This window comes from Actinomadura sp. NPDC049382 (genome assembly GCF_040677125.1).
Taxonomy (GTDB): domain Bacteria; phylum Actinomycetota; class Actinomycetes; order Streptosporangiales; family Streptosporangiaceae; genus Spirillospora; species Spirillospora geliboluensis.
Genome location: NZ_JBFARO010000051.1, coordinates 12,547 through 26,332, shown reverse-complemented (window position 1 = coordinate 26,332; position 13,786 = coordinate 12,547). Strand labels below are relative to the sequence as shown.

The 13,786-nt window shown below is 72.0% G+C and carries 13 protein-coding genes; 10 read left to right on the top strand and 3 right to left on the bottom strand.

Going from position 1 to position 13,786, the window contains the following annotated elements; genetic code table 11:
* Window positions 1-110: 110 nt before the first annotated feature.
* Both AB0K34_RS26400 and AB0K34_RS26395 read left to right on the top strand, forming a co-directional pair.
* The gene (locus AB0K34_RS26400) at window positions 111-533 is read left to right on the top strand and encodes an STAS domain-containing protein (protein WP_364551469.1); all 423 of its coding nucleotides are present in this window, start codon (window positions 111-113) and stop codon (window positions 531-533) included.
* Window positions 534-756: 223 nt separating this feature from the next.
* Window positions 757-1,815, top strand: a complete 1,059-nt coding sequence (locus AB0K34_RS26395; RefSeq protein WP_364551466.1) for a hypothetical protein — start codon at window positions 757-759, stop codon at window positions 1,813-1,815.
* On the opposite strand, the gene AB0K34_RS26390 is transcribed toward AB0K34_RS26395, so the two are convergent.
* The gene (locus AB0K34_RS26390) at window positions 1,793-2,968 is read right to left on the bottom strand and encodes a HAMP domain-containing sensor histidine kinase (RefSeq protein WP_364551463.1); all 1,176 of its coding nucleotides are present in this window, start codon (window positions 2,966-2,968) and stop codon (window positions 1,793-1,795) included. The two genes, AB0K34_RS26395 and AB0K34_RS26390, sit on opposite strands and share 23 nt — an antisense overlap.
* Window positions 2,961-3,656, bottom strand: coding sequence for a response regulator transcription factor (locus AB0K34_RS26385; RefSeq protein ID WP_138633850.1), 696 nt, complete (start codon window positions 3,654-3,656; stop codon window positions 2,961-2,963). Before AB0K34_RS26385 ends, AB0K34_RS26390 begins: the two co-directional genes overlap by 8 nt.
* Before the next feature lie 103 nt (window positions 3,657-3,759).
* Here AB0K34_RS26385 and AB0K34_RS26380 point away from each other — a divergent pair, with 103 nt between their 5' ends.
* The gene (locus AB0K34_RS26380) at window positions 3,760-4,866 is read left to right on the top strand and encodes an endonuclease/exonuclease/phosphatase family protein (protein ID WP_364551460.1); all 1,107 of its coding nucleotides are present in this window, start codon (window positions 3,760-3,762) and stop codon (window positions 4,864-4,866) included.
* Window positions 4,867-4,911: 45 nt separating this feature from the next.
* On the opposite strand, the gene AB0K34_RS26375 is transcribed toward AB0K34_RS26380, so the two are convergent.
* A complete protein-coding gene (locus AB0K34_RS26375) occupies window positions 4,912-5,181 on the bottom strand; it encodes a metal-sensitive transcriptional regulator (RefSeq protein ID WP_138633853.1) in 270 nt (89 codons plus the stop codon).
* Window positions 5,182-5,442: 261 nt separating this feature from the next.
* Between AB0K34_RS26375 and AB0K34_RS26370 the strand changes: the two genes are divergently transcribed.
* The 7 genes from AB0K34_RS26370 (at window position 5,443) to AB0K34_RS26340 (ending at window position 13,755) form a co-directional block, all read left to right on the top strand.
* The gene (locus tag AB0K34_RS26370) at window positions 5,443-6,804 is read left to right on the top strand and encodes an MBL fold metallo-hydrolase (RefSeq protein ID WP_138633855.1); all 1,362 of its coding nucleotides are present in this window, start codon (window positions 5,443-5,445) and stop codon (window positions 6,802-6,804) included.
* Window positions 6,805-7,258: 454 nt separating this feature from the next.
* On the top strand, window positions 7,259-8,317 hold the full coding sequence (locus AB0K34_RS26365) for an ABC transporter substrate-binding protein (protein WP_138633858.1): 1,059 nt from the start codon (window positions 7,259-7,261) through the stop codon (window positions 8,315-8,317).
* Window positions 8,314-9,219, top strand: coding sequence for an ABC transporter permease (locus AB0K34_RS26360; RefSeq protein WP_301175073.1), 906 nt, complete (start codon window positions 8,314-8,316; stop codon window positions 9,217-9,219). Before AB0K34_RS26365 ends, AB0K34_RS26360 begins: the two co-directional genes overlap by 4 nt.
* Window positions 9,216-10,043, top strand: a complete 828-nt coding sequence (locus AB0K34_RS26355) for an ABC transporter permease (RefSeq protein ID WP_138633864.1) — start codon at window positions 9,216-9,218, stop codon at window positions 10,041-10,043. The genes AB0K34_RS26360 and AB0K34_RS26355 overlap by 4 nt, the downstream gene beginning before the upstream one ends.
* A 1-nt stretch (window position 10,044) precedes the next feature.
* Window positions 10,045-11,145, top strand: coding sequence for an ABC transporter ATP-binding protein (locus AB0K34_RS26350; RefSeq protein WP_138633867.1), 1,101 nt, complete (start codon window positions 10,045-10,047; stop codon window positions 11,143-11,145).
* Window positions 11,146-11,164: 19 nt separating this feature from the next.
* Window positions 11,165-12,769 (top strand): 5-guanidino-2-oxopentanoate decarboxylase, encoded by a 1,605-nt coding sequence (locus AB0K34_RS26345; RefSeq protein WP_364551456.1) that lies wholly within the window; start codon window positions 11,165-11,167, stop codon window positions 12,767-12,769.
* Window positions 12,766-13,755 (top strand): C-terminal binding protein, encoded by a 990-nt coding sequence (locus AB0K34_RS26340; protein WP_364551454.1) that lies wholly within the window; start codon window positions 12,766-12,768, stop codon window positions 13,753-13,755. Before AB0K34_RS26345 ends, AB0K34_RS26340 begins: the two co-directional genes overlap by 4 nt.
* Window positions 13,756-13,786 lie beyond the last annotated feature (31 nt).

Genomic DNA, 13,786 nt, shown 5'->3' with positions numbered 1-13,786 from the left:
GGAAGACCCTGGCCGATGCACTGGTGCCTTGCGTGGGCCCGGGAGGACCTGGGTATCGGCCAGTGACATCCCCAGGCGCGATCTCGTGGTGCGGCGAGCAGGCTGTGCGCATGACTCCCTACGCTGAGCTGTCCACTCCTCCGATCTCGCTCGCTCAGCCCGTCCTTCACGGGACGCTGAGCCCGCCCAGTCCGCGTCCGGGCGTCACCGAGACCCGGGACGGACTACTGAAGGTCGTCACCGCCCCCCACCCCCTGCTGCTTCGGCTCGAAGGCGAGGCCGACCTGTCCAACCGGGACCTCCTCGCCGCCACCTTGCGCACCATGACGGCTCCCGGTACCTCGGACCTGCACGTGGACCTGACGCGCCTCGACTTCATCGACGTCGGCTGCCTGGCTCTCCTGCACCGGGCCGAGCAGGTCCTGATCCGCCAAGGACGGCGGCTGCGCGTGTACGGCGCTCCGCCCGTCGCCCGCAAGGCCATGCGCCTGCTCGGCTGGGAGATGCCCGCCGAGGAAGGAGCGATGCCGTGACCTGTCAGCGCGAGCGGAGGCGGGCCGCGCCGCGCGGCGGAAAGCCCGGCCATGGGAAAGGCATGACCGCCTGATGGGATGCCGCGCATTTCCGTAATGAATTGGTGTGAATGCCGCTGCGGGCACGGCAATTGCTGGAGCTCGTCGTGAGTCCATGGTCATATGAAACCGGCAGGGGAGATCACTTCGAATTCGAATGGAAGAGTCCAGCATGAGACGTGGGATGCTTCGTGTCGTCGCGCTGATCGGAGTCGCCGCGGCCGCCGCGTCGGCCGGTCCCGCCCAGGCGGCGCGGCAGCGTCCGAGGGCGGTCCTGGTCGCGGAGTCGTTCACCGGAGCCGTCACCGACTCGCGCTTCATCGGGTACGGGGCCGCGTGCCTGACGGGCGCGCGCCGCGGGGGCCGGGTGGCGGAGGCCGCGAACCACCCGCTCGGCGGCTGCCACCCGGACCCGGCCGGTCCCGTTCCGCCGGTCGGCGCGGCGCCGCACGGCTACCTCCAGCTCACCGACGCCCACTTCGAGGAGACCGGCGCCGTGCTGTTCGACTCGCCGGTCCAGGCGGAGGACGGCCTGGAGGTGACCTTCGAGCAGTGGCAGTACGGCAACACCACGCGGACCCCGGCGGACGGGATCTCCTTCTTCCTCACCGACGGCGAGAAAGGGCTCACCACGCCCGGCGCCTTCGGCGGAAGCCTCGGCTACGCCCAGAAACTGCCGGACGGCAGCACCGAAGGCCGGCTCATCCCGGGTGTCGAAGGCGGATACCTCGGTATCGGCCTGGACGTGCTGGGCGACTACTTCGGCGATGGAGAGCAGCGCGGGAACGGCTGCGAGCGGCGTTCCCCGGCCGGGACGAGGTTCCAGGCGCCTCCTCCCGGGCCCAACATCGTGACCGCGCGCGGCCCGGGGGACGGCACCGAGGGTTACTGCGTTCTCGACGCCACGACGGCCAACAAGAAGGACACCGGCCCGTGGCCGTCCGCGCTTCCCGGCCGACTCCACGGCTCTCTGAAGGAGATGCCCGCCCGAGTCAAGCCGAAGCGGGCCGAGGCCCTTCTCGAACCGGTGAAGCGGGTCGTCCGCGTCGTGGTGCCGCCCGGGTCCGACCCGATGGTGACGGTGGACATCGACTTCCGGGACGGCAAGGGCTTCCAGCGGGTGCTGCGGTTCCCGGCTCCCGAGCCCCTGCCCGACACCGTCAAGTTCGGCTTCGCCGCCTCCACGGGCCCGCACACCGACGTGCACCTGATCCGGAGACTCACCCTGCGCTCCGTTCGCTGACCGGCCGTTCGCCGACCGGGCACCGCGAGCGGTTTCCCGGTGCTTCGTTCAGCGGTGCGAGGGAATGCCGCGGGAGTTCCACGGTGATGCGGAGCCCGCCGGCGGGGCGCGGGACGAGGGTGAGCGCTCCGCCGTGTGCGTGGGCGATGGACTTGACGATCGCCAGGCCGGGGCCGACGCCCGCGTGATCGGTGTGGACGCGTTCGGTCCCGCGCTGGAACGGCTCGGTGAGCGTCGACACTCGCTGGGCCGTGAGGTTCTCGCCGGTGTTCTCAACGGTGAGCACCACCGTTTCGGGACGGACGCTGGTCGTGACCCGAGCGGTGCCCCGTTCGGGCAGGTTGTGGACGATCGCGTTCTGCACGAGGTTCGTGGTCAGCTGCAGAAGCAGCGCGTGTGAGCCGACGGTGGGAGCGATGTCGCCCGAGGTCTCGATGGTGATGCCGTGCTTTTCCGCCAGGGGCAGGAGCGCTTCGGTGGCCTCCTCCGCCACGAGGGAGAGGTCGACGTGCTCTCGGGTGAAGGCACGCTGGTCGGCGCGGCTGAGCACCAGAAGGGCTTCGGTGAGGTCGATGGCCCGGCCGTTGACGGCGTGGAGGCGGTCGATGATCTCGCCGGTGTCACGGGCCGGATCGCCGCGGGCCACGTCCAGCAGCGTCTTCGAGATCGCCAGCGGGGTCCGCAGCTCGTGGGAGGCGTTGGCCGCGAACCGCTGCTGCTCGGCGACGTGCGCCTCGAGCCGCGCGAGCATCGCGTCGAAGGCGTCGGCGAGTTCGCGGAACTCGTCCCGGCGGCCGGGCAGCCGGATCCGGTGGGAGAGCGACCCCTCCGTGGCCAGCCGGGCGGCGCCGGTGATGCGGGTCAGCGGGGCGAGCATGCGGCCGGCGAGGATCCACCCTCCCACCAGGCCGAAGACCAGCAGGAAGGCCAGGACGGCCGCCGCCCGCGGGGCGAAGACGCGCAGCAGGTTCGACCGGATGGGGAAGACGCCCGTATTGGTGGTGCCGGAGGGCACGATGAGCGCGCGGTCGGGGACGTAGCGCAGGAGGAACACCCACACCGCCGCGAGCAGCAGCGCACCCGCGAGCATGAGGAACGCGGCGTAGCTGAGCGTGAGCTGGAGGCGGGCGCTCAGACCCGGGCCCCTATCCATGCCCGCCGCCCTCACCTCCGGCTCCCGGCCCGGTGGAGATGCGGTAGCCGACGCCCGGCACGGTCGCGATGACCCAGGGCTCGCCGAGCCGTTTGCGCAGCGCCGAGACGGTGATGCGGACGGCGTTGGTGAACGGGTCGGCGTTCTCGTCCCATGCGCGCTCCAGCAGTTCCTCGGCGCTGACGACGCCGCCTTCGGCGGCGATGAGCACTTCGAGCACCGCGAACTGCTTCCGGGTCAGCGCGACGTAGCGGCCGTCCCGGAACACCTCCCGGCGGAACGGGTCCAGCCGCAGGCCCGCGATCTCCCGCACCGGGGGCCGGCTGTGGGCCCGCCTGCGGTCGAGGGCCCGCAGCCTGAGCACGAGTTCGCGCAGTTCGAACGGCTTCGTGAGATAGTCGTCGGCGCCGAGCCCGAACCCGGTGGCCTTGTCGTCGAGGCGGTCGGCCGCGGTGAGCATCATGATCGGCATGCCGCTCCCGGAGGCGACGATGCGCTCGGCGATCTCGTCGCCGGACGGCCCGGGGACGTCGCGGTCCAGGACGGCGATGTCGTAGGCGTTGACGGCGAGCAGCTCCAGCGCGGTGTCGCCGTCCCCCGCGATGTCGGCCGCGATCGCCTCCAGGCGGAGGCCATCGCGGATCGCCTCCGCCATGTAGGGCTCGTCCTCGACGATCAGCACGCGCATGCGCTCGATGCTACGAACGGGCGCATATCGCCGGCGTATGTAAAACCGCATACGCGACGGCAACATCGCGCCGCGTTGACTGGGCGGCATGCAGGATGCAGGGGTGACCGGCAGTGAGCGAGGCCAGACGATGACGCAGGTGGACACGGCGGAGACCGGCTCGGCCGGTACCGGCGGCCCGGATACCGGCTCCGGGGCCTGGCGCGCGGCCGTCGGCCGCGCGGTCCGCCTCGGCTCCCGGCCCGGCCCGTGGAAGCGTGGCCTGGTCCTTGCGGCGCCGGCTCTGTTGCTGGCCATGCTCATGCTGCTGCACGCCGAGGTCCCGAACCGTGGCATGCACCTCGGCAGCCTGCTGGAGACCGTCCTCCCGTGGCTCGGCCTGCTCATCCCGGTGCTGCTGGTCGCCGCGCTCTTGCGCCGCTCCGCCACCGCGACGCTCGCGCTGCTGCTGCCGGTCGCGGTGTGGCTGAACCTCTTCGGCGGGCTGCTCGGCGACAGGTCCGGTCCGGGCGGCGACCTCACCGTGGCCAGCCACAACGTCGGCGCCGCCAACCCCGACCCGGTCGGTGCCGCCCGCGACCTGGCCGCCTCCGGGGCGGACGTCCTGGCTCTGCAGGAACTGACCTCGCAGGCCCTGGGAATGTTCGAGCGGGAACTGGCGAAGGCGTACCCGCACCACACGGTGCAGGGCACGGTCGGGCTGTGGAGCAAGCTGCCCCTGTCGGACACCCGGCCGATCGACATCAAGATGGACTACGGCCCGCTGGGGGAGACCAAGCCGACCGACGAAAAGATGACCTACAACCGGGCATTCCGCACCACAGTGGCTACGGACCACGGGCCGCTGGCGGTGTACGTCGCCCACCTGGGGTCCGTACGGGTGAATCCCAGGGCGGGCTTCTGGACGACCCATCGGGACAGGGGCACGCAGGCGCTCGCCGAGGCCGTGGCCTCGGAGAAGAACGAGCGGGTGGTGCTGCTCGGCGACCTGAACGGCACCATGGACGACCGCGCGTTCGACACCCTCACGTCGCGGATGCGCTCGGCCCAGGACGCGGCCGGGGACGGCTTCGGCTTCACCTGGCCGGCGGGGTTCCCGATGGTCCGGATCGACCAGGTCCTGGTCAGGGGCGTGAAGCCGGAGAGGGCGTGGTCGCTGCCGTCCACCGGCAGCGACCACCTGCCGGTGGCGGCCGCGATCAGCTGGTGACGCGGCGGCCCTCGTTCCCGCCCGGCCGCGGGGAAGTCCGACCGGTCAGGCGAGGCTCATGAAGAGCTTCTCCAGCTGGGCGCGGTCCACCGCGGCCTGCTCGGGATCCGCGCCCTCCTGGACGCACTTCTCCAGGCCCGTTGCGATGATCTTGAACCCGGCGCGGTCCAGCGCCCGGGAGACCGCCGCCAGCTGGGCGATCACGTCCTTGCAGTCCCGCTCGTTCTCGATCATCTGGATGACGCCGCCGAGCTGCCCCTGCGCACGGCGCAGGCGCACGAGGACGTCGGCCAGCGAGTCAGCCTCGAATCTCACGTTGACCTCCTAATACCCGCCAGGGTATACGGCGCGGGACGGTTTCGACCGGGCCGGACGGGAGCGGCATGCGGGCACCGTGGCCCTCGCCAGGTGGCCGCCGCGCCTCCCGGGCGATGCCTGCCCGCACCCCCTGGCGCTCTCCAGGATACCCCAGGGGGTATTTGCATCCGGCTTCGTCCATCGGCTAACGTGCGAGGAAAGATACCCCCAGGGGTATATGAGCGACAGATCGCGGACAACGGAGAGCGAGGCAGGCCAGTGATCGAGATCGTTCCGATCGACACTCCCACGCTGGGGGACCGCAGCTACTTCGTCACCGACGGCGAGGTCGCGCTCGTGATCGACCCGCAGCGCGACATCGACCGGGTGCTCGCCCTGGCCGAGGCCCGGCGGGTGGCGGTCGTCGACGTCTTCGAGACCCACGTCCACAACGACTACGTGACCGGCGGACTGGCGCTGGCCCGGGCGACCGGTGCCGCCTACCACCTCAACGCCGCCGACCCCGTGGCCTTCGAGCACCACGCGGTGGCCGAGGGCGACGTGATCGAGGTCGGCTCCCGGATGCGGGTGCGGGTCCTGGCGACTCCGGGCCACACGTTCACGCACCTGGCCTACGTCCTGGAGGCCGAGGGCCGGCCGCCCGCGGTGTTCAGCGGCGGGTCGCTGCTGTACGGGTCCACCGGACGGCCGGACCTGCTCGGGCCGTCCCACACCCTCGACCTCGCGACCGCCCAGTACGGCTCGGTGCGGCGGCTGGCGCGCGAGTTGCCCGACGACGCCGAGATCTTCCCCACCCACGGGTTCGGCAGCTTCTGCTCGGCCACCCAGTCCGAGGCCGAGGCGTCGACGATCGGGCGGGAGAAGCGCGGCAATCCCGCGCTCACCCTGGACGAGAAGGAGTACGTCGAGGGGCTGCTGGCCGGCCTGGACGCCTGGCCCGCCTACTACGCCCACATGGAGCCGGCCAACACCGCCGGGCCGGAGGCGCCCGATCTGTCGGAGGCGCGCCGCGCGGACGCCGCCGAACTGCGCCGCCGCATCGAGGCCGGGGAGTGGGTCGTCGACCTGCGGACCCGGACGGCGTTCGCGGCCGGGCACATGGCCGGAACGCTCAACTTCGGGCTGGACGGCAGTTTCGCGACCTACCTCGGCTGGCTCGTCCCGTGGGGCACGCCGTTGACGCTGCTGGGGGAGACGCCCGAGGACGTGGCGGACGCCCAGCGCGAACTCGTCCGCATCGGGATCGACCGCCCGGCCGCGTCGGCCACCGGCGGCCCCGAGCGCTGGGCGGGCGCCGAGGACCTCGCGTCCTTCCCGCGGGCGTCGTTCGAGGAACTGGCGGCCGTCCGGCACCACCGCCCGGTCGTGGTCCTCGACGTGCGCCGTGCCCTGGAGTGGGACGAGTCGCACATCGACGGCGCCGTGCACATCCCGCTGCAGGACCTGCCGAAGCGCCTGGACGAGGTGCCGGGCGGCGAGGTGTGGGTGCACTGCGCGGGCGGCTACCGCGCCGCCATCGCCGCCTCGCTGCTGGCCGCCGCCGGACGGCGCGTGGTCGCCATCGACGACGAGTACGCCGCGAGCGCCCGCGCCGGCCTGCCGCTCACCGCCGCCGCCTGACGATCAGGCGTCCGCATTTCCGGACGCGGTGGCTTTTACCGGGAGTGAGATCAGGCGTCAACTGCGCCGCGCGCGCCGCATGAAACCGGACTTTTGACCTGCTGTCAGCGTTCCCGGCGAATGTGCATTTCGGCGCGCACAGTTCGTCCCATTCGGCGGGGCCGTTCCGCTCACCCGAGCGCGCGGCCCCGCCGGCGGCGCTTGCCCGGGCGGCGCCGCGACCCGGGTTCGCGGTCGGTCGCCCCCGGGCGCCGAATCCTCAGGCGCCCGGGGGCGGCAGCGCGTTGACCAGCGCTTCGGTGAGGCGGACGGCGGTTTCCGAGGGTGATGCGACGGTGCGGGGTCCGGTGGGCGAGAAGTTGCCGGTGACCTCTTGACACCGAGCGTGGCGCACGTCACGGTGTACGACATTAACTGACGCATCAGTCAAACAACCCCCGGAACGGGAGGGTCGATGAAGACCACCAGGTTGCTCGCCATCGCCTCGGCGGCGGGCTTGGCCGTCGCGTTGAGCGCCTGCGGCGGCGGCTCGGGCGCCTCCGATTCGTCGCTCACGGTGACCATGTGGGGCGGGGCCGCCCAGAAGGCGCACGTCGACTCCTACTTCACCCCCTGGGCCAAGACCAAGGGCGTCACGATCAAGCAGGACTCTCCCACCGACTACGCCAAGATCAAGGCGCAGGTGGAGGCGGGCAAGGTCACCTCGGGGCCGACCGAGGTGGAGCCGAACTTCGCGAACACGGCCTGCGAGGGCGGGCTGCTGGAGAAGCTGCCGCAGGACATCCTCGACAAGGCCAAGGCGACGGGCGTCGCCGAGAACCAGATCGGTCCGTGCGCCATCCCGATCCTGCAGTACTCCTTCACGATCGCGTACAACTCCAAGACCTTCTCGGGCGCGCACCCGACGACGTGGGCCGAGTTCTTCGACACCCAGCGCTTCCCCGGCAAGCGGGGCTTCTGGAAGTACGCGACCGGCGGCATGTTCGAGGCCGCGCTCCTCGCGGACGGCGTCAAGCCCGACCAGCTCTACCCGCTCGACATCGACCGGGCCTTCAAGAAGCTCGACTCGATCAAGCGCGACATCGTCTTCTTCGACACCGGCGACCAGATGACCCAGATGCTGGCCAGCGGTGAGGCCCCCCTCGTCCAGGCGTGGAGCGGCCGGATCTTCCAGGCCCAGCAGGCGGGGGAGAAGGTCGCGAACGAGTGGAAGGAGAACCTGGTCTCCTACGACCAGATCGTGGTGCCGAAGGGCTACCCGAACAAGGACCTCGCCTTCGAGTGGATGCGCTGGTTCCTCGACAACCCCAAGGCGCAGGCCGCGGACGCCGAGGCGTCGATCTACGGCCCGGCCAGTGCGAAGGCGCTCGACCTGGTGCCGGAGAACGTCCGCAAGGAGCTGCCGGGCTTCCCCGCCAACGCGCAGAGCTCCGCGGGTCTCGTGGACTACGCCTACTGGGCCAAGAACTACGACGGTGTGACCGAGCGACTGAACGCGTGGATCGCCAAGTGACGTCGGCCACCGCTGACTCCTCGGCGGGCAGGGTCCGGGGGCGGCCCCGCCCGCTGCGGCTGCCCCGCTGGACGCGCTTCGACGGCTGGGGCGTCCTGGTCCTGCCGCTGCTGGTCTTCCTCGTCCTGGTGTTCGTGGTGCCGCTCGTCGTCATGCTGTCCCGCAGCCTGACGGACCCGACAATCGGCCTCCAGAACTACCGCGACGTCTTCGCGAACGCCGTGTACCCGCGCGTCCTCGGCAACACGTTCCTGATCGCGGCGATCGTCACGGTGGTGACGCTCGCGCTCGCCTACCCCTACGCCTACCTGATGACGCTCGTCGGGCCCGGCTGGCGGATGATCATGCTGGGGCTGGTCCTCGTCCCGTTCTGGACGAGCATCCTGGTGCGCAGCTTCGCGCTCGTGCTCTTCCTCCGGGACACCGGCGCCTTCAACTCGACGCTCCAGTCGCTCGACCTCGTCGACCAGCCGATCCCGCTGATCCGCACGCTCACCGGCGTCGTCTTCGGCATGGTGCAGGTCGCGCTGCCCTTCGCGGTGCTGCCGATCTACGCGACCATGCAGGGCATCGACCGGCGGCTGCTCCAGGCGGCGGAGTCGCTCGGCGACCGCCCGGCCGGCGCGTTCTGGCGGATCTTCGTGCCGCTCAGCGCGCCCGGCGTCGCGGCGGCGGTGCTGCTCACGTTCGTCCAGGCGCTCGGGTACTACATCACTCCGGCGCTGCTCGGCGGCCCGAAGAACACGATGATCGGCGAGCTGATCGTGCAGCAGGTCAGCACCGTGCTCCGCTTCGGCTTCGCCGCGGCCCTCGCGACGATGCTCCTGCTCACCACCCTCCTCCTGCTCGTGGTGGCCGGACGGTTCGTCGACCTCCAGAAACACCTGATGCGGCAGCCATGACAAAGATCCTCACCCGCGCCGGACTCGTGACCCTGGCCGCCGTCGTCGGCGTCTACCTCGTCCTGCCGGTCCTCATCGTCGTCCCGATGTCGTTCTCGGACAGCTCGTTCCTGTCCTTCCCGCCCGGCGAGATGTCGCTGCGCTGGTTCCGCAACATCCTGGACGACCCGGTCTGGATCGACTCGGCCCTGGCGAGCCTCAACGTCGCGCTGCTGTCGTCGGTCTGCGCGGTCGTCCTCGGCGTCCTCGCGGCCCTCGCCCTGGTGCGCGGCAGCCTCCCGTTCCGCAACACGATCATGGCGGTGCTGCTGGCGCCGCTGATCGTCCCCTACGTCATCGTCGGCCTGGCGGCCTACATCGCCTTCCTGGAACTCGGGCTCACGCAGACGACGCTCGGCTTCGTCCTGGTCCACACGTGCCTGGCCGTCCCCTACGTCGTGATCAACGTCGTGGCGGGGCTGGTCTCGGTCGACCGGCGGCTCGAGATGGCCGCGATGAGCCTCGGCGCGGGACCGGTCACGACCTTCTTCAAGGTGACCCTCCCGCTCATCCTGCCGAGCGTCCTCGCCGGCGGGCTGTTCGCCTTCTTCATCAGCTGGGACGAGGTCGTCACCGCGATCTTCCTCTCCGGCCCGGAGATGACGACCCTGCCCGTCCAGATGTGGTCCGGCATCCGGGTCCAGATCGATCCCACCGTCGCGGCCCTCTCGACGCTGGTGCTGATCGTCATCTTCGGCTCCTTCATCGTCCTCGGCCTGACCCGGCTGATCCGGCAGGTCGCCCGCCGCCGCACGGCACGCCCCGCAACGAACACAGGTGCATGACATGACCGCAGCCCTAGAGACGACGCCCGCCCCGGCGTCGACCGGCGCCCCGATCTCCATCGGCGCAGTCAGCAAGGAGTACGGCGACAACACCGTGCTGGAGGCCGTCGACCTCGACGTCCGGGCGGGGGAGTTCCTGACCCTGCTCGGCGCGTCCGGCTCGGGCAAGTCCACCCTGCTGAACATCGTCGCCGGCTTCACCCGGCCCACGTCCGGGACCGTCGAGGTGGACGGCCGGGACATCACCTCCCTGCCGCCGCACAAGCGCGGCTTCGGGATGGTGTTCCAGCACTACGCGCTCTTCCCGCACATGTCGGTCGCCGACAACATCGCCTTCCCCCTCAAACGGCAGAAGACCGCCAAGGCGGAGATCCGGCGGCGGGTCGCCGAGACCCTCGACCTCGTCGAGCTCGGCCACCTCGGCGCCCGCCGCCCGGCCGAGCTGTCGGGCGGCCAGCAGCAGCGCGTGGCGCTCGCGCGGGCGATCGTCTTCCGCCCCCGCGTGCTGCTCATGGACGAGCCCCTCGGCGCGCTCGACAAGCTGCTCCGCGAGCAGCTGCAGCTGGAGATCCGGCGGCTCCACCGGGAGATGGGCATCACCTTCGTCTTCGTCACGCACGACCAGGACGAGGCGCTGACGATGTCCGACCGCATCGCCCTGCTGCGGAACGGGCGCATCGTCCAGCTCGGCACGCCCGAGCAGCTCTACGCCGAGCCGAACAGCCGCTACAGCGCGGAGTTCGTCGGGGCCTCCAACGTCTTCACCGGCACCGTCCGGGGCGGGAGCTTCGTCGACGAGGACAGCGGCCGCAGCTTCCGGCTCGACGGGGCCGCGGACGAGGGCGGCGCGTCCCTGCTGATCCGGCCGGAACGTCTCGGCATCGCCCTCGCGGGCGACCCCGTCCCTGACACGATGGACCGCGTCGAGGCGATCGTGGAGGACTGCATCTACCTCGGCAGCAGCCGCACCGTCCAGCTGCGCACGGACGCCGGCCGGCGGCTGGTGGCCAGCACCGAGGTCCCCCGGACCCCGGACGGGGTGGCCCCCGGCGCGCGGGTGAACGCGTACTGGGACGTCCGCGATGCCTGCGTCCTCGACTGACCCGGAAGGAGTGAGCAGCATGACGAGCATGACGGGCGGCGAGGCACTCGTCGCCGCGCTGGCCGCGCACGGCGTGGACACGATCTTCGGGATCCCGGGGACGCACAACCTCACGGTCTACGCGGCCATGGAGCGGCACGGGATCCGGCACGTCTCGCCGCGCCACGAGCAGGGCGCCGGCTACGCCGCGGACGGGTACGCGCGGTCGTCCGGACGGCCGGGCGTCTGCCTGACCACGACCGGCCCGGCGATCCTCAACGCGGCCGCCGCCGCGGCGCAGGCGTACTCGGACTCGGTGCCGGTTCTCTTCGTGTCCCCCGGGATGCCGCTGCGCCACCCGGGCCGGGGCAACGGCCTCCTCCACGAGGTCAAGGACCAGAGCGCCGCCATGGCGGCCGTCCTCGGCCGGAGCCACCGGGTGACGAGCGTCGAGGAGATCCCGCTCGCCGTGGCCCAGGCGTGGACCGACCTGGTCTCGGGACGCCCCCGCCCGGTCCATCTGGAGATACCCCTCGACCTGCTCGAAGAGCAGGCGGACGTGACCGTGCCCGGTCCCGTCCCGGCCGCGGCCCGCACTCCGGCGGCGGAGGCGGTCGAGGCCGGAGCGGCGGCGTGCGCCGCCGCGCGGCGGCCGGTGCTCGTCGTCGGCGGGGGAGCGGCGCGCGCCGGCGACGAGGCGCTCTCCCTGGCGGAGGCGGTCGGCGCCCCGGTCGTGTCCACCGCCAACGGCAAGGGCGTCGTCCCGGAGGACCACCCGCTCTTCGTGGGCGCCGGGCTCCAGCACCGGTGCGTCCTGGAGCTCATGGACGACAGCGACCTCGTCATCGCGGTGGGGACGGAGTTCGCCCCGTCCGACTGGTGGATCGGGCTGCCCGACCTGTCCGGCAAGGTGCTGCGCGTCGACGTCGACCCGGCGCAGATCGTGACCAACGTGATCCCGGCGGTGTCCCTCGTCGGAGACGCCGCACTCGCGCTCCGCGCCCTGCTGGAACGGCTCGACGTCCCGGCGCCGGCGGACGCTCCGGAGCGGGCCGCGAGATGGCGCGACCTGCACCGGGCGGCCGCGCGGGAAGAGGGCGCGCCCTGGCTGCGGATCGTGTCCGCGATCGCTGAGGCGCTGCCCCGCGACGCGATCGTGGCGTCCGACAGCGCGATGGCCTGCTACTACGGCGCGCTGTCGAACCTGCCCCTGCACCGTCCTGGCGCCTTCCTCTACCCGACCGGGGGCGGCACGCTCGGCTTCGGCCTCCCCGCGGGCATCGGCGCCAAGACCGCCCACCCGGACACCGCCGTGCTCGTCCTGCAGGGCGACGGCGGCACGATGTTCACCGTCGCCGAGCTGGCCGGGGCGGCCGAGCTCGGGATCGCGCTGCCCGTCGTCGTCGTCGACAACGGCGGCTACGGCGAGATCCGCAACGAGATGGCGGACCGGGACGAGCCGGTGCACGCCGTGGCCCTCGGCCGGCCCGACTTCCCCGCGCTCGCCCGCTCGCTGGGCTGCCGCGGCGTCCGGGTCGAGGACGCCGCCGAGCTGACCGGCGAGATCAAGGCGGCCCTGGACGCGGACCGCCCCACGCTCATCCACGTCCGCGAGGAGAGCCGCGCCGCGAGGGGCATGGCATGACGAAACCCGTCGCCGTCTACACCGACGTGGTCGACACCGACCCGGCACCCGGCGTGGAGCTGCTGGAGCGGGCCGGGTTCGCGGTGCGGTTCGCCCGCACGCCCGCGCCCGCGGACATCGTGGCCGCCGCCGCGGACGCGGACGCGCTCCTGCTCGGCTACGCCGAGGTCGGCCCGTCGCTCCTCGACGCGCTTCCCGGCGTGGGCATGGTCGCCACGCAGTCGGTCGGCTACGACATGGTGGACCTCGACGCCTGCCGCGAACGCGGTGTCTGGGTCGCCAACGTTCCGGGTGCCGCGACCGAGGAGGTCGCGTCCCACGCGCTCGCCATGACGCTCGCCCTGCTGCGCGGGCTGCCCCGGCTGGACCGCGACGTCCGCGCCGGGATGTGGGACGGCACGCGGCACGACCTGCGGCGGCTCTCGGAGACGACCGTCGGCGTCGTCGGCCTCGGGCGGATCGGCCGCCGCTATGCCGGCTTCGTCCGCCCGCTCGCCGGCCGCGTCGTCGGGCACGACCCCGTCGCCGCCGAGGTGGACGGCGTCGAGTCGATGGAGCTCGACGCCCTGCTGGCGTGCAGCGACGTCGTCAGCCTGCACCTGCCGCTGACCGATGCCACCCGGAACCTGCTGGACGCCCGGCGGCTCGGCCTGATGCGCGCGGGCGCGGCGCTCGTGAACGTGTCGCGCGCGGGCCTCGTCGACCACGGCGCGCTCCTGCGGTGCCTGGACGAGGGCCGCCTGTCCGGCGCCGCCCTCGACGTGCTGCCGCAGGAGCCGCCCGAGCCAGGCGACCCGCTCGTCCGCCATCCCCGGGTGCTCGTCACACCGCACGCCGCGTACCTGTCGGCGGCCAGCACCCTTGACTACGTGCTCGAACAGGCCCGGAACGTCGTCGAGTGGCACGCCCGCGGCCGGCCCGTCTCCGCCGTCCTCGAAGGGCGGCGGAGAGGGCCGGGCGCGGGGCCGCGACCGGCGCTGGACTGAGCCGCGGCCGTCTGACAACCTGACCATTTAC